Source organism: Stieleria tagensis (genome assembly GCF_024129865.1).
Taxonomy (GTDB): domain Bacteria; phylum Planctomycetota; class Planctomycetia; order Pirellulales; family Pirellulaceae; genus Stieleria; species Stieleria tagensis.
This window is the reverse complement of record NZ_JAMYFE010000122.1, coordinates 39954-65646: the sequence shown is the minus strand read 5'-3', so window position 1 is coordinate 65646 and position 25693 is coordinate 39954. Positions and strand designations below refer to the sequence as shown.

Below are 25693 nucleotides of genomic sequence, written 5' to 3'. Positions count from 1 at the left end.
CGGCACCATCGATCAGGTCACCTGCAAACGCAGCGACAGAGCGATCGCGGGAATCACCAAGGCAAACACCGCAATCGCCCAGAATTGGCCGGCGCCCAACAGGGCAAACGAAGCCGCCAACGGAATGATCGTCAAAATCCCGGCGCGAATGGTGTTGCCGATCGCTGCGGGGCGGGGATCGAACTGGGCGCGAAATCCGCGAATCGCCACCGGCAAGACAATCAAACCGATCAGCAACACGAATTGGCTGCCGGGACGGATCGCCCAACTGGCGCGGTCGGCCGGCTCGGACAAACCCGGCGCGAACGCCAGCAACAAGGCGCCCAACAGGATCACGGCAAAACCGGTTCGCAGGTTGATCAGGTGACCACCGACCGCCTCGTCACGCGCGATCGTGGTGATACCCATCACATAAACACCAAACCCGATCGCGATCCCCAGCACATACCGCGGCACCACCGGCATGCCATCGGCCACGACCAAGACCGGCGCGGCGCCCAGCAGAAAGCTCAGCATGCGACAGCCACCCATTGCGGCCGGCGCGATCGGCGTCTCTTTCAACGGACCGTTGTAAGCAACGATCAATACCGCCAGGACGACCGCCACCGCGGCGGGCATCCAAGTGGTGGACACGTTGGGATCAGGAATGTATCCCGACGCCGCGGCCAACAGCACACCCAGCAGCAACAATCCCCAACCGGCGAGCTTGGCCGCCGACAAAGAAATGGCGCCGCTGACCAACGGTCGCTGGCGTTTTTCAGCGGTGTCTTTTTCCAGGTCAAACAGATCGTTCAAGATCATGCCGGCCCAGTACAAGGCGACGCCGGCGGCCAGCACCAGCGCAAATCGGCCGGCTGGTGAACCGCCACCGGCGACTAACAAGAATGCAGCGCCGACGTCTGCTAACACCGTAAAGACGTTAGGCAGACGAACCAATTGCATCCAGGCCAGCGCGGCGTTTGCCGGGCGCCGGCTGGATTCGGAATCGACCGATGGGACAGCAGCGTCAGGCAACTTACTTGTCACCCGCAGCGTCTTTGTCGGTGGCGTCTTTGTCGGTGGGCTGGGCGTCTGCGTCACCACCGGCAGCTTTCTTGGCGACCGATTTGAGTTCTTCCAAGAACGGCATCAAACGTTTCTTTTGATTGTCGCTGGCGAATTCGATCGCCTTTTCTTGCGATGCAATCGCTTTGTCGATTTGATCGTCGATCGTGTAGAGCTGTGCAATGGTTTGGTAGAACAGCGGCTTGTCTTCGTCGTCGGCCGCTTCCACTTCATTTTGCAGTGCCGTGACAGCCTCGGCGGCCAACGGTCCCACCTTGCCGCCGTTTTGCACCATTCCGAACAGCATCAGTCCGTGTTGGGCGACCGCAATCGGGTTGCCGATGCGTTCTTTCAAGTCTTCGCGGTAAAACGCAAAATCGGCTTCGTCGGCTTGGCCGGTCATCAAGCGAAATTGATGCTGGATCATGGTCCACTGCTGCTTGATCTCATCGTCTTGGCTGGCAGCAATTTGATCCTTCAACATCTTGCCGGCCTCTTCCAGTTTGCCTTGGCCGGCCAGTTGAGCAAACTGTTGCACGGCTTCTTCAAACGCTTGCTGACGTTTGAGTTCTTCTTTGTAGGCTTCGCGATCCCATTTGTCGTCGACCACTGCCTCTAGCGGCTCGTCCATATTGCCGGGGTGCCCGATCCACTCGACCAATCCAGATTTGCCGACGATGAACGCGGTCGGAATGCCGCGTTGCTCGGCGGCTTCCATGTAGTCGGCTTGCGAGGATCCATCGGGATCGGTCGTCAGCGAGTAAGCCGAGGTGATTTCGGCAAAGGACTTTTTTGCCTCGGGGTGTTCGCGTTTCAGCAACGCGTCGACTTCGTCCAGTGATTCGTCAGAGATGCTGATGATTTGCACGCCGCGATCACGGTACTCGGTCTGCAGTTCGGCCAAGTGTGGCATGCTGGCGATACACGGTCCGCACCAAGTGGCCCAGAATTCGACGACATACACTTTGCCTTTTTCGAAATTGCTGACGTGTGGGTAGTTTCCGTTACCGTCCTGTACCCAATGCTCGATGTCCAACGCCGGTGCCTTGGATCCGATCACCAGCGACGGTTCGGCGTCTGCGGGCCGGAGCGTCAGCGCTGCAACGACGGCGCAGCTGAGCAGGATCAAAACGATGCGTTTCATAAGTGAATTCTCGGGTTTGTTTTTTTAGAAGGGGGCTGAGAGCCGGTTGTGGTACGGGCATGATACAGGGGATGCAATCCCAGTAATATTCGAAACCCCGCGCCAGTAACGGGGTTGTTAGCGACAGGTGGCATCTTAGCCCACCATCCTGTTCATTTCGGCGCCCCAATCAACGGGGTCGCCCAATCCTCTTTTCTAGATGAAAATCGGAGCTCGCTCGAGATGGCAACGCTGTATCGCCCCCCCACTGATTCCAGCCCGCGTCAGAAATTGCTGTCAATCGCTGTATTGGCCGCCGGGATGACCGCCGGACTTTCCTCCGGGCCCCTCTGCAGTCCGTTTTTCGGTTCGCCCACGGCCCAGGCCGACGATTGGACCCGCTTTTTGGGGCCCGCCGGAAGTTCGATCAGCGCTGATTCGACCGCAATCCCCACCGAGTGGAGCGACAGCGAAAACGTCAAATGGAAATCCGAGCTGCCCGGCAGCGGCGTTTCCAGCCCGATTGTCGTCGGCAACAAAGTCTTTGTGACATCCTATTCAGGCTATGGGATGGGCGGCGAAGACGAACAGATCACGGATCTGAAACGCCATCTGACCTGTTTTGATGCCGATAGCGGCAACCAATTGTGGAGCACAACGGTCGACGCCGTTCAACCGGAAGACCCCTACCGACCACCAGGGGTCACCGCCCACGGCTACGCCAGCCACACCCCGGTCAGCGACGGCAAACACGTGTTCGCCTTCTTTGGCAAAACCGGGGTCATCGCCTACGACCTGGACGGCAACGAACTGTGGCGACAGAGCGTGGGCACCGGCAGCGGACCGCAGCGATGGGGATCGGCGTCCAGTCCCATCGTCTACCAGGGCGACCAGCAGACGCTGGTGATCGTGACCGCGGCCGAGGAAAGCGAATCGATGTTCGGCTTTGATGCCGCGACCGGCAAACAGGTCTGGAAGACCGAAGCGCCTGATTTACAGGGCACCTGGAGCACGCCCAATACCGTCGATGTCGACGGCCGAACCGATCTGGTGGTCATGGTCCCCGGTGAAGTTTGGGGGCTGAACCCCGAGACCGGCAAACTGCGTTGGTATTCACGTGGCACCACCGATTCGACGGCTTCGGCCAGTCCGATCGTGATCGATGACATCGTGGTTGCGGTCGGCGGTCGCAACGGCGATGCCGTCGCGGTCAAAGCCGGCGGCAAAGGCGATGTCAACGATTCTCACGTGGCATGGGATGCCAACATCCCGGGCCGGTTTGCCACACCTGTCGCCCACCAAGGCCATCTGTACGTGTTTTCCGGCGGCGTGCTGTCCTGCTACGACGCCACCACGGGCGAGCGAGTCAAACAACAGCGGCTTGGGCAAAGCCGTTCGGCAGACGGCGGTGAGCGTGGCGGACGCGGCGGAGATCGGGGCGGTGACCGCGGAGATCGGGGCGGTGACCGCGGAGATCGCGGTGGTGATCGCGGCGGACGCGGCGGCGGTCGCGCCAACGCGGAATACGCCACCCCGGTGCTAGTCGACGGAAATCTGATCGTCACCGCCCCGGGCGGCGAGTTCCATGTCGTTGCCGCCACACCAGAAATGGAAGTGCTGCACACGAACAAACTGACCGACGAGACCGGATTCCCCGCCTCGCCCGCCGTCAGCGGAGGGCGTCTGTTCCTACGCAGCGGCACACGTTTGTACTGCATCGCAAGACCGTAGCCGCAGCGGCCAAACGGCAACGACTGATTCGGCCTGCGGAGGGGGTGTGGAAAAATCGCCTGTAATGGTACCGGCCCCCAACCGCGGGCTCGCGAGACTGAACATCTGTCGGCGTGAACCGCAAGCAGCCAGGCTGGCGCCAAAAGCTCCAAATCCGATCAAGTTACGATGAACGTTTGGTGTTTGACGCGGTAAGATACTGACAGGCATTCTTTACCCCACACCTCTTTCGTTCACCACAACGCTTTGTTTTCCCGACTCTACGCACGCACCGTTTTCTGGCCGACACTCACCTGGAACTTTCTCCTTGCCCGGGTGCTGCGCCGTCGTCAATGGTGGAACCGGATCGACGACCATGTGATCGTGGGGGCCTATCCGTTTTCCCGGGACGTGGCGTCGCTGCGCGGGGAAGGCGTTCGCGCGGTCGTGAATACCTGCGAAGAATACCAGGGACCGCAACGCGAGTACGACCAGCACGGCATCGAGCAACTGCATATCCCGACGACCGATTTCACGCACCCGCAATTGGCGGATGTCGAAGCGGCGGTGGAGTTTGTCGAAAAGTATTCACTGCAAAACGACACTGTTTATATCCACTGTAAAGCCGGCCGCGCCCGCAGCGCGACCGTCGCCCTGTGTTGGCTGATCAAGTATCGCGACATGACGGCCAAACAAGCACAGCAACACCTGCTGGCCGCTCGCCCCCACATCAACCCGCACCTGACCACGCGTCCGGTGGTGCAACAATTCATCGCGGCATTGAAAACAGCGGAAGCCGAATCGGGTTATTTCCCGGCGATCGAAGAACCATTAGGCGTTGGCATCCCCCCCGAAGCTTGAACGGGGCGATTGGGATCGGATACCATGGCGGGCATCCATTTGAATGCCTGTCTTGAACCCGAACGGTCGTCGCCATGGACGGATCCGAATCAACCACGGCGCACACACCTGCGCCCGCAACGGCGGCATGTCAGCTGGACGACGAATCCCTGGCGACGCTACGACTGTCGATGCTGCCCGGTTTGGGCCCGCGAACGTTGACCGCGCTGACAGACCAGTTCGGCCACGCATCGGCGGTGCTCGGGGCATCCGAATCGCAACTGGCAACTGTTTCCGGGGTCGGCCCCAAACTGATTCACACACTGCGGACAGCCACACATTTTGTCGACACCGACGCCATTTTGCAGTGGTGTCGTGACCATGGGTGCCAGGTGGTCGTCAAAGGGTCGCCGTCCTATCCCCAGGCGGTGGAAGACCTGTACGACGCGCCGCCAATCCTGTTCGCCAAAGGCCAGTTCACGATCGCCGACGGGATCGCGGTCGCAATCGTCGGCACTCGTCACGCCACCGCCTATGGCACCCGCCAAGCAGACCGTCTGGCATTCGGTTTAGCCAAGGCTGGTGTCACCATTGTCAGTGGTTTGGCGCGTGGCATCGACGCAGCCGCTCACAACGGCGCGCTGTCTGCCGGGGGGCGCACAATCGCTGTCTTGGGCGGCGGACTTGGTCAAATCTATCCCGCCGAACACACCGAATTGGCTGCTGCGGTGGCCGCCGACGGCGCCGTGATCAGCGAGTACGCGCCGCACGCCAAACCGCGCGGCGGCATGTTCCCACAGCGAAATCGTATCATTGCCGCACTTTCACTGGCCACGTTGGTGATCGAAGCCCCCGATCGCAGCGGATCTCTGATCACCGCCAGGCAGGCCGGCGAACTCGGTCGCGAAGTGCTGGCCCTGCCAGGCCCGGTCACCAGTCGAGCCTCCCGCGGCACCAACCAATTGATCCGCGAAGGCGCCACGTTGGTGCAAACGGTCGACGATGTCCTGGAAGCCCTGGGGCCGATGTCTCGCAGCGTGACCACCGATGACGGTCACGAAGTCCGCAACCCGGCGGAACTAAAATTGAATGAAGTCGAACGCATGGTGCTGGCAGCAATCGAACCCACCGCCACCTTGATCGACGCCGTGATTCGCAGCAGCGGGTTGCCGGCCCACCAGGTGATGGCGACCATCAGCGTATTGGAGATGCGAAGATTGATCCGCCGGCTAAGCGGTCAGTACGTCTCACGCATCTAAGCTCGCCGGAACATCAACGGGCGGTCTTTCAAGTAGCTGGTCCCGCCAGGGTTTAGACGATCCTCAATGCCGGTCGGGGGGCACCTAGCGCCGGTCGGCCCCACCGCGTAGACTGTGCCGGGCAACCATCGTTTGCGCAGTAAACACTGTTTCACTCCTTTAATCGTTGACTGAATCGAAACTCGTGACGCTTTCCCCCAACCAAATCCACCAAGGCGACTGCATCACAAAACTCGCCGAGATGGAACCGGCCAGTGTCGATCTGGTGTTTGCCGATCCGCCCTTCAACATCGGCTACTCCTACGACGTCTACGACGATCAACAGACCCACGAAGCCTATTTGGATTTTTGTCGCGGTTGGATCTCCGGCGTCTACCAGGCGCTCAAACCCGATGGCTCGTTCTGGTTGGCGATCGGCGATGAGTACGCGGCTGAATTGAAATTGCTGTCGCAAGAAATCGGATTCCAATCACGTTCTTGGGTGATTTGGTACTACACGTTTGGCGTCAACTGCGTGCGCGGATTCAGCCGTTCGCACACGCACCTGTTTCACTTTGTCAAAGACCCTGAACAGTTCACGTTCAACGGCGACAACCCCGCGGTGCGTGTGCCATCGGCGCGGCAACTGGTCTATGCCGACGCGCGGGCCAACACCAAAGGCCGCTTGCCCGACAACACCTGGATCCTGCGGCCCCAAGACGCGCCGCCGATGGGGTTCAGTCCCTCGCACGACACCTGGTTCTTCTCGCGGGTCGCCGGCACTTTCAAAGAGCGCGAAGGCTTTCATGGTTGCCAGATGCCGGAACAGTTGCTCGGTCGGATCATCCGTGTTTCGAGCAATCCCGGCGAACTGGTACTGGACCCCTTCGGCGGCAGCGGCACGACACTGGTGGTGGCAAAAAAACTCGGCCGGCGATTCATGGGCATTGAATTGTCAGAGGACTATGTGACGCGGATCAAAGATCGATTGGCGTCCTGTGCCGTTGGCGACCCGCTGGACGGTCCGGCCGATCCGATTAAAAGCGCACCGGCCACATCCAAAGGCAAACGGCGGACGAAGTTTCGTGACGGCCGACCGGTGATCGAATTGACCGACAAGAATGAACCGGTCGTGCAGCAAGCCTTTGCCGATGCCGCGACCAAACACAGCGCCGAATCGTTGCTGTTCGATCCGATTCGCAACGCCATCTTCGTGCGTCATTGCAAAGACGCAAAATTAACCGGCGATGCGCGGACCTGGAACGAATTCCTGTTGGAACTTTCACGCAGTGGAAAACTACAGGGCGAAGCCAAATCCAAAAAACTCTCACTCGCCAAGATCGAACCGGTCAGCGCTGCCGCCGAAATCGCTTTCCAACTGCTGTCGGTCGATTATGGACTGGACCTGGAAGCAATCTTGTGCACGCCCGATACCGCCGCCGAATTTGATACCGTTGCAGAACTGTTCGGCGGTGACCACTCGGCGATCGACTATCGCGCCGCAATCTGGCATTTGCGACGGATGGTTACCGATGGCAAGATCACCCAGAAGGTCAAAAAACGTCTGGCGGGTTTCCTGGACGATGCGACACCACCGGCACACTCGATTGACACGCTGCTGGCGGACGACCCCGGTGACGCCCAAGCCGGCGTCTATGCCATCAGCGATCAAGAATCGGTGCTGTATGTCGGCCAATCCGATGACATCATCGATCGGCTGCGACAAATTCAATCCAGCCCGGGCTGGGAACGATTCACGCCGACCGAAGTTCAAATTTGGCCGATTGATGACGCCAACGACGCGCTGGTGTATCGTTGTTTGCTGGTCACCCGTCTCAAACCCTGGCTGAATGCGCATTTCATGCATCAGCCGGTCGCAACTTCGTTGTTCTAGTGCCTCGTCCATGACGTTCGATTCCACCCCACAGAATCCCTTGGTCGTGACTCGCGGAATGATGATCGCCATTGCGGTGATCATGGGCGCCAGTTGGTTCGGATCACATTCCCATCGCGGACTCACGCGGCACACCGATGCCCCCGGCCATGCATTCGGGTCGTGGACCAGCCCCCAGATCGATCGCTTGGCCAAACAACGCCTCGAATTGCCGACGATCGGAATGAAACTGGAACCCGCCCAGGGATACGATTACTTTTCGGTGCGAATGCCACAGGCGAGCGAGGCCGATGCGATCGTCGCGTTCATCAATCGAAACGATCGGATCGTGGGCAGAATCCAGGCCTTCGACCCAGAGAAACAGAACTGGCCGCCGCAACCGAGCGACTTTGGCGATTCAATCCAAATCAAATCCCCCGCGGGGGAGTCCCCCGCGGACGCTGACAGCGCCATGATCGATTTCGGGCCGTCCAGCGATTTTCGCATCCAGGTGCAGACGATCCTGTACGACGCCGTCACGATCACCTGGGCCTCGCCGCGTAAAAGCCCGGCTTGGCCGCAGCGGATGCATGTCGGCAAGTGTCTGTGTGGGGAACGCGAGCTATTGATCCAGCTGTACGAAATCGGTGCCCGAACCGACCAGCCCGACTACCAGTCCGGCCCGATTGCAGCACTCGCCAATTCGATTCACCCCTCCTAGCGATTCCCATTCGGGTCGTGCGACGGATTTTCCGACGATCCGAGGCGATAGCACCTGCAAATTCTGCGCGTTTTCACTATCTTCGCAGCAGCACCGCTCCGCATGGGGTCAATGATTCACCGTCTTTCGGAAACACAATGCAAGTTTGCCGCACCTCGATTCAGACCGTCAGCTTGGCACTCGGCATCGTCTGTACACTTCCCTGGCAGTCACTACGAGCTGAGTTTCCGCCCGCTTCGATCGCGCAAATCGCCGCTGCTGCCGAGCAATCGGCCGAACAACTCGACCCGAGCAAAATCGCCGACGTCGACACCGCCAAACAAAACTTTTTGGCCGCTGTCGATGGCTTGCGACAACACCTCGGCCGTACCGCCACTGACCAGAACGCCCAGGCCTGGTTGAACTATTTGGAAATCGACCCGGTCTTAAACGGATTGGAATCGGGTGCCAGCGAAGCCGTGTTGGCGACCGACACGATCCGGATTTCACAACAAGCCACCGGGCTGCACCCCGGGCTGGAGGTTCCCGCGGTCCGCAAGCTGCGCAGCGAATCCGAAGCGTTCAGCAACAGCCTGCGTTTTTACCGCAAAGAGCGGACGACCGATTTGCTGGCCAGACAACTCCAGCGCAGCGCACAGAAATGGGCAGAAGACGACTTTGTGCCCACGCCCGATGAAATTGCGATGCTACAAGTGGTCTTGGACTTGTTGGAACGAACCGGGCAACAGGTTCCACTGCTCGATCAATCCCAAAGTTTGTTTTCATCGCCCAACCTGCATCTGACGATTGACGACTCACTGGTGCAACGTGGGATCAATCGCAGCGTCCGTAAATGTTCGCCGGTAAACGATTGCATTCTTGGAACCCGTATCATCGGCGACGCACTGCTGACCGGCAACGTCACCGCAACATTGCTTCCCTCGGTCGGCAGCGTGCGCGTGCAAATCGCACTGCAAGGAAACATCGTCAGCAACAACATGGGATACAACGGTCCGGTAAGACTGCGCACCAGTGGCGTCGGCCAAGCCTATGCGACGCGTGTGGCCACGATCGATGAATCTGGATTGGAATTTGAACCGGTCGCCGCTTCGGGAGCTCTCGACACGCGAATCGATGCGATCGAACACCGCCTGCGGTTGGTTCGCAAAATCGCCAGAAAACGTGCGGCGCAGCAGAAACCGCTGGCCGACAAGATTTCACACCGCAAATTCATTAACAAACTCTCCACTGCGTTTGCCGAAGAAACCGAGGGAACGACGGCGCAACCGTCGACCGATGTCCTGGGCCAGGCTCGTACCTACCTCAACCGACTGAACTTTCCCGAACCGCAGCGTCTGATCGGATCCACCTCGGAATCCATCTTCTTCAACGCCACGCTTCGCAAAGGCAGCCAGTTGGCCGCCCCAGCGCCTCCACCGGCAATCGCGATGGCCAACGAAGCCACTGTGCAGTTGCACGAATCGGCGATCAACAACACGCTGGGCGCACTTTTCGCCGGTCGCGAAATGACCGAAGCCGAGCTCAAGTCGCTGGCCGAAAGTGCTGGTCTGGAACGACGTGACCCGCCGGCCGACGCCGACCCGTCCGATCAAGAATCCAAAGAACCATTTGAGATCGAATTCGATCGCAGTCGCCCGATTATCTTCGAAGCCCGTGACGGCCAACTGCGAATCGGCATCCGTGGCATCCGCTTCACCCAGGGTAGTCGTGAACTGCGCCGACCACTCGAAATCGCCGCGGCCTACCAGCCAACCAAAACGGCATCGGGCAAAATCGTCCTCGAACGGATCGGCGAAGCCGAAGTCAATTTCCCTGGCACAAAACGGTTGAGCATCGCGCAAACGGGGCTGCGAAGTTCGATCAAGCAAAATTTGGCAGACGCCTTCCCCGCAGTGCTGATGGACCAACCGTGGACCGTTCCCGCGACCGTCAAATCAGACGGCCTTCGCGGTCGCACCTTCCAGCCCACGTACTTCGACGCCCAAGACGGCTGGCTGACCCTGGGCGTCAGCAGTTTCTAACGTCCCGGTCCCACTTTGAAACCAGCATCCCGCCTGGAGCAAATTTTGTTTCTCGATCATGGCACAACACAGGATCGCCGGAGCGATCCACGACTTTTGCCCTGTTGATCGTGACGGACAAGCGTGCCACACGCGCCCAACCTGACGTCGCTCTCGAATGTCCATGCGAAAGATTGCGAGGGCGACCACAGTCAAAAGCGTCAGGTGTGGATGCGACTGCGGGTGAGCCGGACGGGAAGGTTGATCAATCGTTGGGTTCGGCGATCTTGGACCAACAGAATGACGCGGCCATTGATGGTTGACTGCAGTGCCAGGTTCAGTGGATAGAGCAAACTGATTTGGCGACCGTTGACGGAAATGATTCGGTCGCCGACTTCTAACCCGGCTCTCGCGGCAGCGGTCCCGCGGTAAACCTCTGTCAGGTAAAGACCGGTTGAGGTGTAACTCCCGTAGACGCCCAAATACCAACCGCCCCACTGCTGCTGGCGACGATTCTTTGGCTCGACGAAACCTTCTTCGAAATGTGCTTTGACATCCGGTTGCTCCGCTGACGCCTGCGGAGCAACGCAAACCAGCGCAGCAAACGCGTACAACGCCGCCAACAGGTAACGACGCTTTAACATTGGTTCTCTCCCCTGGAGCGAGTGTGGTTGATCAGATCAGAACCGGTGTGTCGAATCGAAAACGTTCGAGTGGATACCATCATGGAAATCAGGCTGAACAGTCCGATCTGCCAGCCATCAAGGACGAATGGGGTGCGAGGTTCATCCGCATTGGTGCGTGGTGGATTCAAGGCGATCGCAGCATCGTTCGCTTCGTCTACTACCTGCACAAGCGCCGCATCGATGGCTGCCTCGTCATGCGATCCAATCACCTGATCAACGCTGCGCAGCATCGCTTCCGCCAATGCAACTGCCACAGCGACCTCCCGTTCCTCCGGTTGCAATGCTGCAATTGCATTCCCGCCCTGGCTGTTCTCAGGCCGATTCCGCATCGTCTGACCGGCAGTCATTGATGGGACGACCGTCCTTGTTGCATCTGCGGGGAAAACCGTCGACTGCTCGCGTTCGGATGGCGTTAGCAATGAATTCGCGAAGAAGGTCTCTCGTACGGCATCGTGGACCAGGGGTTCATTGTCCAAACTCGGTTGTTCTTCCGGAACAGCAACCTTGCCTATCGAAAAGTAGTGAAACGAGGATGCGTCGGTTTCCAACGCATTGGTTGTCGACAGCAGCAACGGGCGAGCCTGTGGTGCATCCAAATAACTCTGATTCAATGGGAGGGCCAGCGGAGCGATCAACGAACCGGCGGACTTAGTCGACATCGCAGGTTCCGGTCGATCGTCATCCGCTCCACTTTGCAGCGGCTGCGACGGGTCACCGTCAGCCTCGCTTGTCTCCAGCTCGGTCTCCAGACATCCGCCATCCTCTTGGTCGCCGTCGAGCGGGTAGACCGGATCACCATCAACGGGCGGGTGCTCGGTTTCCACCGGTCGACCGGCGACTGCAGAGCCGACGTCGTGACAGACTTCGCCAGACTCTGGGACCAATGATCCCAAATTCTGATCGGTCTCGATGATGGTGTCACCGACATTGATCAGCCCTGCCAGCAAGTTGCGCGATTCCAAACGTTCCACGCCAAGGATGGCGCGGATATTTTGGGCAGCAATGTGGCGTTGAAGTGTCTTCGTGTGATGCAGCATTTGGTCCACTCCTTTCTAATTCTCATCAGCAGCCGTTGCGGTGTTCGTCACCGCGACGGTTGACCGCTGAGATGCCCGAGCCGTTCTCAATTGACTCAACATTCGATCCAATCGTTCGCGATGTTTTTCCAACTGGATCCGATACCCCTGGTTGAACGGAGCCTGCTTGACCGCTTGAGCCTGAATCTCCAGGGCTTCGGTCAGATGCTCCAGCGCCGGAAGCTGTGCGCCCTGTTGCTCAGACACGGTGCCAAGATTGTGTAGCACCGCTGCCAGCTGGCTTAACAATTGATGGCGGTGATCATCACCATCGAATTCAAGTCGCAGCAGTGCCTCGGCGGTCTTAAACGAATCGAGCGCAGCATCTCGTTTCGACGGATCGTTGCCCGTCGCCGCCGACCAGACAGCTTGGCCCAGGTTGTTGTGTGCCATTGCGAGCTGCATCTTCAACGAAAAATCCATTGGGTCGGTTGCACAGGCTTTCTGCAACAAGGGGATTGTTTGTTGAAGGACTTGGATCGCTTCGTCTTGTCTGCCGTCATGGCTGAGCAAGTTGGCCAAGTTGTTTTGCGTGACGGCCAACTGGCATTCCAGGGTTTGCTCTTTGGTCAACGATCCGCCAAGTTCATCCTGCGAATCCGCGGTGGGCTGCATGGTGAGTAGAATTTTCAATTCCGACAGATTCTTTCGCAACAGCGACTCTGCTTCGGCGGCGTCGTGTTCCATTAAAGTTGCGACCAACGAATTGCGGCATTCGATCAGCAAACACTGCAGTTCGGTGCTTTCCGGTGAATCCTGAAACGCGGCTTGCAGACGGGATCTGGTTTCCTGTAGGCATGCCATCGATTTTGCAGAATCACCACTTTCCCAGAACAAGAGGGCGAGATTGTTTTGCGTCATTGCCCACTCCTGCAAATAACGCAGCTCGCTGGATTTTTTGCCCACGAGCGGCTGTTGCAATTGCACGGCCCGCTGATAGTGCAAGATGGCGTCGGAATACCGCCCGTGTTCCCTTTGCAACGCGGCCAGGTTGTGAAGACACAATGCCATATCCGCGGCATGAGTATCGTTCCAAGTGGATGAACTGCGAAGCCGTTCGTATCGGTCCAACGCCTCGCGGTATTTCCGCTCGGCTTGTTCGCTGTCGCCCATTTGGGCATAGGTTGCGGCCAGCCGGTACTGGATCTTCGCCAGATCCGTGGCGAGCGATGGATTGTGTTGGGCGTGTTTCAAGAAATCGCGGTAGTAACGCTCCGCCTCTCTTAGCAATTCGTGGCGCAATTGTTCGCCACCCGGCACGCGAGCGAGCCGAGTCGACATCAACCCGCCGAACCGATCCACCAACGCATGAGCTTGATCGAGGTGCAGTCGTGATTCCGCGTTCGCTTGATCCTTTAGTTTGCTCTGCCGGGAAATCATCCAGGTGGCAGTGGTCAGCCCGGCGACGGCCAACAGCAGGACGAAGAAGACCGAAGCGACCAACCGCTGACGACGTGCTGCCCACTTTACAACACGCTGTACCGGCGTAGGACGTCGGGCGAGTGTCGGTTCGCCATCCAGGTACCGACGCAGGTCATCGGCAAATTCGCCAGCCGTCGCGTACCGATCTTCTTTGCGTTTCGCAATCGCTTTCAGCACGATCGTTTCCAGATCGATCGCAATCGATGGATTCAGGCGTCGTGGTAGCACAGGTTCAACGCTTTCGATGGCGGCGAACATCGCTTCACGACTGGCATTTTGGAAGGCCGGTTGAAGGGTCAGCAATTCATACAGCGTGATTCCCAGGGAATAGATGTCGGTTCGATGATCCACCTCTTGGGGTTTACCCGCAATCTGTTCGGGGCTCATGTAGCGAGCCGTCCCCATCACTTTGCCTTCGGCAGTTAAGTTTGCCAGTCCGCGCGCTCGGGCAAGTCCGAAATCGGCTACCCAGACTTTGCCAGCGGAGTCGATCAACAAGTTCGATGGCTTGATGTCTCGATGGACCACACCTTGCTGGTGAGCAAAATCCAATGCCGAAGCGATATGGATAATGGAACGGACGGTGCTTTGGACGTAGTCCTGGCCACGAATCGACCGAACGGTGCTGCTGTCGGGGGAGCAACCCGTTCGCGTTGTTCGACCGAGCGCATTGGTCTGTGTTGCCGAAGCTTCCGGCTGCGAAGGAACTGGCATCTCAAGCGTGGTATCGTCTCGGTCTGCCTGGCGAAACTTTGCCGCAGCAACCCACTCTGGATTTTGAACGACTTGTTCCAGCGTCTGGCCATCGATCAACTGCATGCTGTAATAGTGAACGCCGCGCTCGCAACCGACCGCATAAACCGGGACGATGTTTGGATGGTGCAAGGAGGCGGCCGCCTGAGCCTCATTACGAAACCGAGCGACTTGCTGCTTGTCCAGGACCGCGGCAAAGGGAAGCACTTTCAAGGCTACATTGCGGCGCAGCGAAAGCTGGGTCGCATCGTAGACGATCCCCATTCCGCCACGCCCGATTTCGCGATTCAGACGGTAGTCGCCTAATACCGATCCGCTGGCTTGCATTTCCGAGTTTTGACCCAGAATTTTTTCGGCGCTATCGCTGGCGCGACAGAGCGTCTGCAACATTCGCAGATGATCGCCCCATCTTTCAACCAATTCAGGGTGTTGGTTTAAGATGTGTGATGCAGCGGCTTGATCACCGGCCTCCAGGCAAGTGGCATACTCGTCGAGCAGTTCGGCGATCATCTCTTCAGAGCGTTCGATGGGGTACTGCGTTAACAAGATTGTTTCTCCATGGCCAAACGAAGTTGCTCGATCGCTCGCAGCCAAAGCATCCTCACAGCCCCGGAAGAGCGAGCCATACGAGATGCGATTTCAGCAAAATCGAGTCCCTCTAAATGCCGGAACACGATCACGGTCCGATAGTTAGCCGGCAGCTGTTCGAGTGCGGATGCTAATTCTGAAAGTGTTTCTTGGTGGTCCGCCTCCGACGCCGGTGAACGATGACCCGCGGTCAACGCTGAGAGGCGTTGATGCGATTGATCGATGGAAGCCGACAGGCTGCCAAGAATCTGTTCCCGCCGGACGCTGCGTTTCGCGGCCAACATATGAGTTCCTACGGCATTTGCGATGTTGTGAACCAAGACCTGGCGGAGCCAACCGGTGAATTCGTGCAGTTCCGCGCCCCGGAAGCTCGCGATGTCGCGGTGGGCCTCAAGTAGCGTTTCCTGAACAATGTCCGACGGGTCGACGCGCTGTTGAATCCGTTTGTCCAGTTGCCCACGCGAAAGGACGTGCAGGTATCCGGAATAGCTCTCAAGCAGCCGATCCAGACTTTCCCGGTCGCCGGCGACGGCGCGGCGCAGCAGATCACCTCGCTCCTGGAGTCCAACACAATTCGTCACGGATCGCTCCCTATTACGCACGGCCAAGACACAGCAGAACTGTCACGCTAAATCTTAGAATTTCCCCAGCACCCAGCAATTGGGAATTTCCAAACGGATTCAAGGCCAAAGCGACACAGTACCAATTCCCCGCGCCCCTCCCAAACGAGAACCACACCGAATCGGTTGTTTGCTAGCGTGGAATAGAAGGAAGTGGTTGCCAGCCAATCCTGGGTTCACGTCCGCCCAACCAGCCGCAACACGATAGAGAACGTCCGGTCCACCCGGAAACCCTGTGCGGGCGATCAGGTGGTACTTGGATGACCTTGCGTCTAGTCGTCGCTAGCGCAACCGGTGACCGTGTGCCCGTGCCTGTTCAGTTCGAAGGTTTGCTTTCGGGGTACGTGCGAAACACAACCAGTGCCACCAAGAACGAGATAAAAATCAAAATCCCGCCCAGCAGGAAAGGTGCGCCGGGGAAGATGAAGGGGGCCTGTTCACTGGTGAAGTATCCGAACAGACCACTGGTAAAGACCAACGGCGCGGCGATGCTGGTTAGCCCTTGCAAGGACGTCAGTGCCCCTTGGACTTCGCCTTGCTCGGTTTCATCAACCGTCTTGGTCACCAGGCTTTGAATTGCCGGACCGGCAAGGCCACCGAGAGCGCCGACGACGGCAATCACCGGCAACATCCATGCATGGCTGGCCATGGAATAGCCGATAAAGGAAGCCGCTGAAATCAAGGCGCTGATTAACAACACGCGGCGCTCACCGAACCGTTTGACGATCGGTCGCACCATCCCGCCCTGCACGATCACCGCGGTCACGCCCACCCAACCCAGAAACAAGCCCACGGTTTGATGATTCCATCCGAACTTGAATTCTGAAAACAGGACGAACACGTTTTCCAGTCCACGCTGCGCAAACGCTTTCAACAAAAACACGACGGCCAATCCGGCGACCAGTGGGTAGCGTCGCAGTCGTGTCACAGAACTGAATGGGTTGGCATTCTTCAGCGAAAACGGGCGTCGTTTTTCCGGCGGCAGCGATTCCGGCAGAATGAAGTAGCCATACAACCAATTGACCAGCGCCAATCCGGCGGTGACAAAAAACGGAACCCGCAGCGAAAACGTTGCACTCAATAAACCACCCAACGGCGGTCCAAAAATAAACCCCAGTCCGAATGCGGCGCCGACCAACCCAAAGTTTCGGGCGCGTGTGTCATCGGTCGAAATGTCAGCGATGTAAGCGTTTCCGGTGGTCAAACTGGCACCAAAGATGCCCGAGATCAGGCGTGCAATGAATAGCATCAACAGGCTACTGGCCAGACCTTGGATCACAAAATCCACGCCCAGTCCGAACAGCGAGCACAGCAGAATCGGACGGCGGCCGAATCGATCGGACAGACCACCCAAGATCGGCGCGAACAGGAATTGCATCGTCGCATAAGACGCAACGATCACGCCGTAGTAAAACGCGGTCCCCGACGCCGGCAACCCCGACAATTCTTCGACCAACCCCGGCAACACCGGAATCACGATGCCTATCCCCAGGATGTCGATGAACAGCGTGATCCAGATGAACAGGATCCCCGGCTGGCGACCTGCGGGTCGTCCAAGATTCGAGGCATCATTGATTGAGGTGGGGGTGGGTCCGCCGGTGGGCTGATCGTTTTCGTTGCCGGACGAATCATTCGGCTCAGACTGGTTCATGTACTTCGATCATTAAATGGTTCACAGGCGGATTCTCCCGGGCGGCTTTCACTAAGCCGACAGATTGGATCCCACGTCGGTCCGATAGGCGCTCCACGCGGGCAAGAAACCGGCCAACAGAGCCAGGATCAACACCAGCGGGAAAATCAGACCTTCGTACGAACTGGTCGTCAGGATTCCCACCTGGACGCCGGTTCGCTCCTCGATTTCACCGCTGAAAAACCAGATTGATGCGTGAGCCAGAAACCATCCGGCCACCGCACCGATCACCGCGATCAGCAAACTTTCCAGCAAAATAACCCCTGTCACCGTCTCCCGGCGAGCCCCCAAGGCGCGCATCACGGCAATATCTCGGCGGCGATCGTTCATTGAGTTGTAAATCGCCACTAAAACACCCACCGCGGCGACCACACAAGTGATCAATGTGATCACCAACAATGCCGTCAGCATGGGGCCGATGATCGCGCCCATCAGTTTGGCGATCTCACCAACCGGGGCCGCCGCCTGGGCCTGCAAACTTTCGTTGATTTGGTTTTGCATACCGGGGGCAAACATCGGATTCCCATTGCGGACCAAAATCGATGTGACCTCGCGCTCGGGAATCGTCAACGGCAGGTTCCCGTCGGCATCCTCAGGCGCCTCGGTTGGCGGCTCAATCGTCTCCTCCCCGGTCAGCGGTTTGGCATGGTTTTCCTGCAGGTAAAACCCTTCCAAATTGACAAACGCCGCGCGGTCGTTGGGTGTACCGGTCGGCGCCAGAATCCCCACGACATTGAATTTTTTGCCGTGCCCCTTGCCGTCCGGGTTGCCGTGCGTGGAACTGAATTGGTCACCGACGGAATACCCCAACTGGTCGGCGACGCGCCACCCCAGCACGGCTTCGTAATAGCCATGCCCGGGCGTATGGGACTTCAGCGCTCGGCCGTCGCGAAAGGCAAATGGTTCTTCCAGCGTCGGACCGTGCCGTAGTTTTTCAAAGAACGCCGGTGTGGTCCCGACCACCCGAAATTCACCCAAGTAATCGCCCAGCGCCAGTGGTATCGCATAGCCGCCGACGACATAGGCGGCGTACTTGCCGGTCCGCTCTCCCAGTGCCGGGTCGCCGCCATAGCGACGTACCATTTCGGCTCGGGCGTCGGCGTCAAAGAATTCCATGTACTCGGTGTACGGCAGGTTTTCGATCGGCTGGCTCAAATAGTAGACGCTGTTGAGCGTCAACTGCAGCGCGCTGCCTTTGGGGCCGACGACCAAGTTGTAACCGACTTGGGCATTGCGCGAAAACGCTTCGCTGACGATCCCCGTGACGGCTAACACCATCACCACCAAAGCCACCCCCAACGCCAACGAAATCGTCGTCAGGATGCTTGATAGGGAACGGTAACAAAAGTTTCGCCAAGCGATTCGCAACAGCCACATATTAGAAATCTAATTCGAGTCAAGCTTCGATCAGGAAAGTCCGCACGTTGTCAGACCGTTTGGAACGCACGGTTAATCAGTTCCAACTGCTCCACCCGCTCAAAACGCTTGGTCACGTCCATCGAGTGAGTCACCATCAACAGCGCGATGTCTTCGTCACGGCAGGAACCGATGATCAGATCCAGCACCGAATCGGCACTCGCTGGATCCACGTTTGCCGTCGGTTCATCCGCCAACAACAATTTTGGCCGCCCCGCCAAGGCGCGGGCGATGGCGACGCGTTGCTGCTGGCCGACCGACAATTGGCTCGGGCGATAGTGGGCTCGATCCGCCAAGCCGACTTTGCCCAACAACTCCAAGGCTCGGGTTTCATCGACCGGCCGATTGCCAAACACCATCCCCAGCTGCACGTTTTCGATCGCCGAAAACGCAGGCAACAGATTGAAGGTTTGAAAGACATAGCCGATCGAGGCGGCACGGCAACGATCGCGGCCCTGTTCAGAAAGTCTTGTCAGCTCCACCCCGGCGACACGAATACTGCCCGAATCCGGTGTCAGCAATCCGGCGATCAAATGTAGCAGCGTGGTTTTACCACCACCACTTTGACCGACCAATGCCAATGGTTCACCCTCAGCGATGGTGAGCTGGGGGACGTCGAGCACCGTCAACTTGCCACCGCCGGGTTGATCAAAGGTCTTGATCACATCGGTGATTTGAAGCACGGCCGCAGGGGTGGCTGTCGGAGTTTCAGTCACGGTCATTGGGAGTGGATGGAGTTTCTGTAGCCGGGGTTCTGTGAGCGCCCGGTCGTCCTGATCGTCGTTGCAGTCAACCGGCGCAAGTGGCCTCGCAGAGGCCACTTATATGCATCAAGAACGGCCTCGCATGGCGCGTGCGAGGCCGCGGTCGGTGTCACGCTTCTTCATCGTTTCACGCTTGTCGTGCATTTTCTTGCCGCGAACCAAGCCCATCACACATTTGGCCAACCCACGGTCGTTGAAATAAACCCGCAGCGGGATCAACGTCAGCCCCCGCTCGTGGGCCTTGCCGGCAAAACTGCTGTATTCACGCGCATGCAGCAACAGTTTTCGTGGCCGCCGCGGGTCATGGTTCCACATCCCGGCGTTGTTGTAGTGCGAGATATCGGCGCCGATCAGCCACAGTTCGTGATTTTTTTCGCGGATGTGGGCTTCATCGAGCGACAATTTGCCCTCTCGCATCGACTTGACCTCGCTGCCCATTAGCATCATTCCACACTCAATGGAATCGAGAATCTCGTATCGATGCCGTGCTTTACGGTTCTCTGAGACGATCACAAAGCCCGCGTCGGGCTTCTTCTTCGCCGCAGCGTCATTCTTTTTTGTTTTTTTCTTCGCCATGGTGGGAGGATTGTATCCTGGCAAGGCATGCCGGCCTACGCGGGAGAAGCTCACCCCGGTCGGCTGCGGCAATCCTTTCCTACTTGCTGTATAGACAGAGTCACTACAATGTCTGACTCTAAATGGTTCATCTAGTTCGCGCTTTAGCACCCGTTCCTGCTCCATGGCATTTCGCTTACCCGTCGTCGCAGACCCTGAAATCCCCGCCGGCACCGCTCTCAGCGGTAGCGGCCGGCTGCCCAAGTGGCTCAAGCGGCCGATTCCCAAAAGCAACTCCAACCACATGACCGCCGGTCTGTTGGACGAGCTGAAATTGGAAACGGTGTGCGAGAATGCCAAATGCCCCAACCGGATGGAGTGCTATAGCCAGCAAACCGCGACCTTCATGATCTTGGGCAATGTTTGCACGCGGCCCTGTGGTTTTTGTGCCGTGCATCGCGGTCGGCCTCCGCAATTGCCGGAATCCGACGAACCGGATCGCGTGGCCGAAGCCGCCGCACGTCTGGGACTGAAACACGTCGTGATCACAAGCGTCACCCGCGACGATCTGCCCGACGGCGGCGCCGATCACTTTTATCGCTGTGTGGTTGCCGTCCGCGAACGCACCGGGGCGACCACCGAAGTCCTGACGCCTGACTTTGTGCACAACAAAGACGCGCTCAAGCGTGTCATTGATGCCCAACCCACCGTGTTCAATCACAACATGGAAACGGTCCCGCGACTGTACCGCCGCGTCCGTGGGCCCAAAAGCGACTACCAGTGGACGCTGGGCATGATGCGCAAGGTCAAAGAGTATGACAGCAATGTCAAAACCAAAAGTGGATTGATGTTGGGGCTGGGCGAAGAGCGTGGCGAACTGCTGGACGCGCTGGCCGACCTACGTGAATACGACGTCGATTTCCTGACGCTCGGTCAATACCTGCAACCCGGCGAGAAGTATCTGCCGGTGGTGCGGTATGTCCCACCGGAAGAGTTCGATGAACTCGCCGAGATCGCCGAAAGCATGGGCTTCAAAAAGGTCGCCAGCGGACCGTTTGTCCGCAGTAGCTATCACGCCCGCGACATGGCCGAAACCGAGTGACCGCTAGCGTCGCCATCCCCCGCACGACAACACGATGCCCATCGCGGCCCCGGCCAGATGTGACTGCACCAACGGTTTGAACGCCGATGCATCGACGAACAGGATCTGGCCGCTGAACCATTCATAGATCAGCTTTCCCACCAACAACGATCCGGCGGCGGTCCACACCAGCGCCATCGCCCGATCGCGTCCAGCAAGGCTTTGGCGGACCTGGTCAACGACGAACCAGACAAACAGTCCCGTGTCGATCCCGCTGAGTCCACGGTATTGGGAAACGTCGGGGCACCAAATCATCACCGCAGCGGAAACGCCCAGCGACATCGACAACAGCCCCAACGCAAAATGCCGCGGATGCTGGCGTTCACAGGCCAGCCCCAGACCAATAAACATCAACAGGTCCCAGAACAGATGTTCGGTGCCAAAGTGTGTGACGTGACCGGTGATCAGTCGCCACCACTGTCCATCGGCGACCGCCGCGATATCCAGTTGCAACCAAGCCGTCACGGTCGGCGAACCGACTGCCACCAACGCCATCGCGGTAACGATGGCTGTCACACGACTTTGTTGCCACAGCCGACGCGCTAGACGCGCGAGTTCATCACGCTGGACCGTCAACGACTGATCCGATGTTGCCTGAATCATTTCGCTGCAACTCATCGCGCGGTCCCTGCCCTGCCGTTTTTGCGACGACGACGCGACATCGCTGCCGCGCCCAGACCACCGATCGAGAACAGCGCGGTGAACGGTCCGATCGCTCCACCACCCGAACCACTGCTTGTACGACCGCCACCACCGGATGGAGCTTGGTAAGTCGATGCGGGAGCCGACACAGGTGCCGGCGCATCGAACTGGGACGGTGCCGATGCGGCATCGCTTTGGGTGGGTGTGCCAGCCGGGGTGGATCGAACCGAATGCGTGCGATTGCCCGCTCGCGAACGGCCCACACCCTGTTCGCTCATCCCTTCCGGCATCAACACCGAGACGTCTTGGGTGATCATCTTGCCGACGGCCGGTTCAGCGAGTTCTTTTTCGACTGCGACAAACGAGGTGTAGTGAGTCATCAGTTGGTGGGTCAGTCCCAACGCGGTGATTTCATCGCGACCCTCCGGTGTTTGTTTTCCAACGTCTCGATTCCAGATTTGTCGAATGCGTTGACGCGCCCAAACCGGGGCGATCGCGTCGTGCTCGGACTGCTGCTGGGGCAGTTCCAAATCCAATTGCATCTGCACGGACTGCTCCAACACGTTTCCTCTGAGTGTCACGGTTCCGGAGCCAACCGTGTCGTAGCGTCCGAGCACCAACAAGGGCTTGCCGGCATACAGATCGGGAAGCTTTGACGGGATTTGGTCGTTGATAACCAGGCCGCCCCAGTCGATTTGCAAATCGGTCATGTAGGGGCTGTTGGTTTGCTCGTTGAATCGTTTGGCAATCGCCGGCGCGTTGTCTTGGTTGGTCACTTGCATCGCAAACCCTCGCCCCAACTCCGCAGCACGACCGATGATGTAGTGATTCGGCGCGGCTCCGAACGCGATCGGAAACACCCGCGTGTCCTGGAATTGTGGTTGTTGCAGGTATCCCAAAATCGAGTCATCGTTGCCGACCAGGGCATCGGTCATCAGCACCAGGTAACGCGGGCGTGCCGATTCGTCATCGACCACTGGTAAAGCCAATTGCAGTGCGGATAACAGATTGGTGCCACCACCGGCGTGTAGACTGCGGACAAATTGTTTTCCCGCCTGCACGTTGGCAGCGTTGACCGCTAGCGGTTGCGTCTGAAAGGCACGTGGCTGGTTGCTGAATGCAATGATGCGAAACTCGTCCTGAGGATTCAAATTCTCCAATACCTGATCCGCAAACAGACGCAGTTGGCTGATCGCCGGTCCGTTCATTGACCCGCTGGTGTCCAACACCAGCACCACTTCGCGCGGCGTGATCTCAGTCGGTTCGATCGACCACTTCGGTTGCAGGGCCAACATCACATAGCCATCGGATTGCTCTGTTTCGCGATGGGCTAGCGATGCAAGCATGCTATCGTCGGCTGCGAGTCGATACTCGATCACAAAGTCTTTGTCGGCGATCGTCGATTGATTCTTCAGTGACACGCTGGCTTGTGTTTCCGACTGATTGTGAATCTCCATCTGATGCGTCACCGGGACCAGCTCTTGGATCGGCATCCCCGCGTCGATGTTCAACGAGATAAAGACATCGTTCCCATTTCGCTGTCCTTCAGGCAAAAAGTGGGGCGTGATTCGCGATGCATCCGGCACTTGGTCGGTATCATCCGCCCAGCCGCGACCAACGTTGGGCCGACCGACCGACTGCCCGGGGATATAACGTGGGCCGACGACCATTGGGAACCGAAACAGGTATCGATCCTGGTCAATCTCCAACGGATGCACATACTCGATGTGCACGGTGACTTCCCCGTGCGGCGGAATGTTGGCAACACCCTGCGAAAACACGTTGGCGCGTTCCTGTTCCAACAACGCAGCCTTCCGCCCCTGATCCCTGGCTTGTTCGTACTCACGCCGCGCTTCCTGTTTGCGTTTGACTTCACCGACGATCACCCGCTCGCCGATCTGAAAGGAATACGCGTCCACCGCACTGTCCTCCGGCAAGGGGAAAATGTACTGCGCCTCGAGCCGGTCCGAATACGGATTTTGAAACGTTTGGGAAACCCGGACCCGAGCCAACACACCCGAGATGTCGGCTTGCACACGGGTTTCTTTCAGGGTGAAGCAGCGACCCGATGGGGGCTGAGCAGGATTCAATCGCTGCAGATCATCCTCGGCAATCTGCATTTGCCCCTGCGTGACGGGAGCTCCCGACAGCACGGTGTAGCCGGCTTGACCGGCAGTGGCAAAACAGATCAAGGACGCCAGCGAGCAAAACAGCGTGTAGAGAGAGGGATTCGCCGCCGCAGGCGTTGAATCTGTAGGTGCAGTGCACATCGGATTGGTGCTCCGAAACGGGGTTGGGACAGAAGCTCTATCCCAACAGAACCCGAATCAGTGACGACGAAGCGCGCAAAGGCCCCGATACAACCAAACAAAACCACGACCGGACACCAGCGCGTCACGGCCGATATGCGTCCCATCAAAACCCATCCAGCAAATTGCAAATCAACAAACAGCACCCCAACAATCAGCCGACGGGCGTTAACCCACGGTCACCTGGGGAAACCGTACGGCACGACGATTTGGGTGGCGATCTTAAATCAGTCCCGTCATCGTCCCGGAGGTGTCGGCAAATTGGTCGACCTCCAATCCGAGCTGCTGCAGCATGCTGACGTACAGCTTCGGCAGTGCGTAATTGTTCTGTTGATCAAATGCCAAGTGCCGGCCGTGCTTGAAACCACCGCCGGCCAATACGATTGGCATGTTCTTGGTGTCGTGACTGCTGGCGTTTCCTAAATTGGAACCGAACAACACCATCGTTCGATCCAGCAACGTGTCTCCCTCCTCTTGGAAAGCCGTCAGCTTGTCCAAGAATTTGCCCAGTTGTTTAACGACTTCACTTTCGACGATTGCCAACTGGGCCAATTTCGTTTCGTCTTTGCCGTGGTGGGACAACATGTGATAATCCGTGTCCACGCCGGGGATCGATGGCACCGCGTTCATGCCGGTTTGATAGAACGTGATCAGACGGGTGGAATCGGTCTGTATCGCAAGATGCATCATGTCATACATCAATTCCAACCGCTCGATAATTCGCGTGCGGTCGGTTTCGTCGGTGGGCGGTCGCTGTGTGACCGAAGGTTTGGGACGGTGTTCCCAGCTTTCCGATTTAACCAAACGTCGCTCGGCTTCGCGGACCGCTTCGAAATACTGATCCATTTTTTCACGGTCACGCCCGGTCAATCGACGTCGCATCCGCCCGGCGCCGGACAAGACTGTGTCCAAGACGCTTTGGCCGTCTTGCAGTCGTTGAATCTGCTGGGCCTTCTGTCGTGGGTTACCCTCCAAGAACAATCGCGAGAAAACCTCCGAAGGTCGCGTTTCAGAGGGTACTTCGACACCCGATCGTGACCACGACAATCCAGGCCCGGAACTGCTCAGTGAGAGTGACCGGAAACGCGTTTGCTCCCCGATCTGTTCCGCAGCCAACTGGTCGATGGAGATGGTGTTTTTGAATCCGGAACTATTGGGATTGCGCGCTGCTGTCAAAAATGATTTGCCTGACAAGTGACCGCCGCCGACCTCCGGATGCGAACACCCCGAAATCACAGTGAACTGTTTGCGGTGATCACGCAAATGTTCCAGGTAGGGCGACAATTCGTAATCCTGGCCCGCCTGCGCAGGAATCATGTTCGGCCCATGCAGTCCCAATCCGACATTGATAGCCACCATTCGCCGCGGCACGGTCACGGATGATGCGGCGGCAATCGCAGGCCGCATCGATTCGAACATCGGTAATCCGATACAAATTCCAGATGCCTTTAACAAACTGCGTCGTGAGAGGTGGCGGTTCAT

The 25693-nt window shown here is 58.2% G+C and carries 20 protein-coding genes; 7 read left to right on the top strand and 13 right to left on the bottom strand.

Translation table 11 applies throughout. The annotated features are described in order from the left end of the window. Window positions 1–12: 12 nt before the first annotated feature. Window positions 13–1026, bottom strand: a complete 1014-nt coding sequence (locus tag NHH03_RS25045) for a UbiA family prenyltransferase (protein WP_253160936.1) — start codon at window positions 1024–1026, stop codon at window positions 13–15. Further along, window positions 1016–2188 carry a redoxin domain-containing protein gene (locus NHH03_RS25040; protein ID WP_253160935.1) on the bottom strand — a complete coding sequence of 391 codons (1173 nt, stop codon included), beginning with the start codon at window positions 2186–2188 and terminating at the stop codon, window positions 1016–1018. The genes NHH03_RS25045 and NHH03_RS25040 overlap by 11 nt, the downstream gene beginning before the upstream one ends. 222 nt (window positions 2189–2410) lie before the next feature. On the opposite strand from NHH03_RS25040, the gene NHH03_RS25035 reads away from it, so the two are divergent. From NHH03_RS25035 to NHH03_RS25010, 6 genes are all read left to right on the top strand, one after another. Next, window positions 2411–3898 (top strand): PQQ-binding-like beta-propeller repeat protein, encoded by a 1488-nt coding sequence (locus NHH03_RS25035; RefSeq protein ID WP_253160933.1) that lies wholly within the window; start codon window positions 2411–2413, stop codon window positions 3896–3898. 246 nt (window positions 3899–4144) lie between these two features. Continuing rightward, window positions 4145–4738: a phosphatidylglycerophosphatase and protein-tyrosine phosphatase 1 family protein gene (locus tag NHH03_RS25030; RefSeq protein ID WP_253160931.1), complete on the top strand. Its 594-nt coding sequence runs from the start codon at window positions 4145–4147 to the stop codon at window positions 4736–4738. Window positions 4739–4812: 74 nt separating this feature from the next. Next, window positions 4813–5976 carry a DNA-processing protein DprA gene (gene dprA / locus NHH03_RS25025; protein WP_253160929.1) on the top strand — a complete coding sequence of 388 codons (1164 nt, stop codon included), beginning with the start codon at window positions 4813–4815 and terminating at the stop codon, window positions 5974–5976. A 184-nt stretch (window positions 5977–6160) separates the two neighbouring features. Further along, on the top strand, window positions 6161–7849 hold the full coding sequence (locus NHH03_RS25020) for a DNA-methyltransferase (RefSeq protein WP_253160927.1): 1689 nt from the start codon (window positions 6161–6163) through the stop codon (window positions 7847–7849). A gap of 58 nt (window positions 7850–7907) precedes the next feature. Continuing rightward, window positions 7908–8549 (top strand): hypothetical protein, encoded by a 642-nt coding sequence (locus NHH03_RS25015; protein WP_253160925.1) that lies wholly within the window; start codon window positions 7908–7910, stop codon window positions 8547–8549. A 137-nt stretch (window positions 8550–8686) separates the two neighbouring features. Next, window positions 8687–10570 carry a hypothetical protein gene (locus NHH03_RS25010; RefSeq protein ID WP_253160923.1) on the top strand — a complete coding sequence of 628 codons (1884 nt, stop codon included), beginning with the start codon at window positions 8687–8689 and terminating at the stop codon, window positions 10568–10570. Window positions 10571–10770: 200 nt separating this feature from the next. On the opposite strand, the gene NHH03_RS25005 is transcribed toward NHH03_RS25010, so the two are convergent. From NHH03_RS25005 to smpB, 8 genes are all read right to left on the bottom strand, one after another. Next, the gene (locus NHH03_RS25005; protein ID WP_253160921.1) at window positions 10771–11193 is read right to left on the bottom strand and encodes a PDZ domain-containing protein; all 423 of its coding nucleotides are present in this window, start codon (window positions 11191–11193) and stop codon (window positions 10771–10773) included. Next, the gene (locus NHH03_RS25000) at window positions 11187–12272 is read right to left on the bottom strand and encodes a hypothetical protein (protein WP_253160919.1); all 1086 of its coding nucleotides are present in this window, start codon (window positions 12270–12272) and stop codon (window positions 11187–11189) included. Before NHH03_RS25000 ends, NHH03_RS25005 begins: the two co-directional genes overlap by 7 nt. A gap of 15 nt (window positions 12273–12287) precedes the next feature. Continuing rightward, the gene (locus NHH03_RS24995; RefSeq protein WP_253160917.1) at window positions 12288–15032 is read right to left on the bottom strand and encodes a serine/threonine-protein kinase; all 2745 of its coding nucleotides are present in this window, start codon (window positions 15030–15032) and stop codon (window positions 12288–12290) included. Continuing rightward, window positions 15026–15655 (bottom strand): sigma-70 family RNA polymerase sigma factor, encoded by a 630-nt coding sequence (locus NHH03_RS24990; protein WP_253160915.1) that lies wholly within the window; start codon window positions 15653–15655, stop codon window positions 15026–15028. The genes NHH03_RS24995 and NHH03_RS24990 overlap by 7 nt, the downstream gene beginning before the upstream one ends. 355 nt (window positions 15656–16010) lie before the next feature. Beyond that, entirely contained in the window at window positions 16011–17345 is a 1335-nt protein-coding gene (locus NHH03_RS24985; RefSeq protein WP_253160913.1) for a TCR/Tet family MFS transporter, read from the bottom strand. A 51-nt stretch (window positions 17346–17396) separates the two neighbouring features. Then, on the bottom strand, window positions 17397–18761 hold the full coding sequence (locus NHH03_RS24980; RefSeq protein WP_253160911.1) for an ABC transporter permease: 1365 nt from the start codon (window positions 18759–18761) through the stop codon (window positions 17397–17399). A 50-nt stretch (window positions 18762–18811) separates the two neighbouring features. Next, the gene (locus NHH03_RS24975) at window positions 18812–19522 is read right to left on the bottom strand and encodes an ABC transporter ATP-binding protein (protein ID WP_253160909.1); all 711 of its coding nucleotides are present in this window, start codon (window positions 19520–19522) and stop codon (window positions 18812–18814) included. 108 nt (window positions 19523–19630) lie between these two features. Next, the gene (smpB, locus tag NHH03_RS24970) at window positions 19631–20212 is read right to left on the bottom strand and encodes an SsrA-binding protein SmpB (protein ID WP_253160907.1); all 582 of its coding nucleotides are present in this window, start codon (window positions 20210–20212) and stop codon (window positions 19631–19633) included. A gap of 91 nt (window positions 20213–20303) precedes the next feature. On the opposite strand from smpB, the gene lipA reads away from it, so the two are divergent. Continuing rightward, the gene (gene lipA / locus NHH03_RS24965) at window positions 20304–21221 is read left to right on the top strand and encodes a lipoyl synthase (protein ID WP_253160906.1); all 918 of its coding nucleotides are present in this window, start codon (window positions 20304–20306) and stop codon (window positions 21219–21221) included. 3 nt (window positions 21222–21224) lie between these two features. Here the strand turns inward: lipA and rrtA are convergent, their stop codons facing one another. The 3 genes from rrtA to NHH03_RS24950 all read right to left on the bottom strand — a co-directional run bounded on the left by rrtA (window position 21225) and on the right by NHH03_RS24950 (window position 25693). Beyond that, window positions 21225–21878, bottom strand: a complete 654-nt coding sequence (gene rrtA / locus NHH03_RS24960) for a rhombosortase (RefSeq protein WP_253160904.1) — start codon at window positions 21876–21878, stop codon at window positions 21225–21227. Next, window positions 21875–24172 (bottom strand): VIT domain-containing protein, encoded by a 2298-nt coding sequence (locus NHH03_RS24955; protein ID WP_253160902.1) that lies wholly within the window; start codon window positions 24170–24172, stop codon window positions 21875–21877. The genes rrtA and NHH03_RS24955 overlap by 4 nt, the downstream gene beginning before the upstream one ends. Window positions 24173–24433: 261 nt before the next feature. After that, window positions 24434–25693, bottom strand: coding sequence for a DUF1552 domain-containing protein (locus NHH03_RS24950; protein ID WP_253160900.1), 1260 nt, complete (start codon window positions 25691–25693; stop codon window positions 24434–24436).

Bases quoted from the DNA above. Each gene is read 5' to 3' on its own strand.
- NHH03_RS24985 (WP_253160913.1), bottom strand. From the start codon at position 17,345: ATGAACCAGTCTGAGCCGAATGATTCGTCCGGCAACGAAAACGATCAG.
- NHH03_RS25000 (WP_253160919.1), bottom strand. From the start codon at position 12,272: ATGCTGCATCACACGAAGACACTTCAACGCCACATTGCTGCCCAAAAT.
- lipA (WP_253160906.1), top strand. From the start codon at position 20,304: ATGGCATTTCGCTTACCCGTCGTCGCAGACCCTGAAATCCCCGCCGGC.
- NHH03_RS24950 (WP_253160900.1), bottom strand. From the start codon at position 25,693: ATGAACCGCCACCTCTCACGACGCAGTTTGTTAAAGGCATCTGGAATT.
- rrtA (WP_253160904.1), bottom strand. From the start codon at position 21,878: ATGAGTTGCAGCGAAATGATTCAGGCAACATCGGATCAGTCGTTGACG.
- NHH03_RS25005 (WP_253160921.1), bottom strand. From the start codon at position 11,193: ATGTTAAAGCGTCGTTACCTGTTGGCGGCGTTGTACGCGTTTGCTGCG.
- NHH03_RS25035 (WP_253160933.1), top strand. From the start codon at position 2,411: ATGGCAACGCTGTATCGCCCCCCCACTGATTCCAGCCCGCGTCAGAAA.
- NHH03_RS24955 (WP_253160902.1), bottom strand. From the start codon at position 24,172: ATGTGCACTGCACCTACAGATTCAACGCCTGCGGCGGCGAATCCCTCT.
- dprA (WP_253160929.1), top strand. From the start codon at position 4,813: ATGGACGGATCCGAATCAACCACGGCGCACACACCTGCGCCCGCAACG.
- NHH03_RS25010 (WP_253160923.1), top strand. From the start codon at position 8,687: ATGCAAGTTTGCCGCACCTCGATTCAGACCGTCAGCTTGGCACTCGGC.
- NHH03_RS25015 (WP_253160925.1), top strand. From the start codon at position 7,908: ATGATGATCGCCATTGCGGTGATCATGGGCGCCAGTTGGTTCGGATCA.
- NHH03_RS24980 (WP_253160911.1), bottom strand. From the start codon at position 18,761: ATGTGGCTGTTGCGAATCGCTTGGCGAAACTTTTGTTACCGTTCCCTA.
- NHH03_RS24975 (WP_253160909.1), bottom strand. From the start codon at position 19,522: ATGACCGTGACTGAAACTCCGACAGCCACCCCTGCGGCCGTGCTTCAA.
- NHH03_RS25040 (WP_253160935.1), bottom strand. From the start codon at position 2,188: ATGAAACGCATCGTTTTGATCCTGCTCAGCTGCGCCGTCGTTGCAGCG.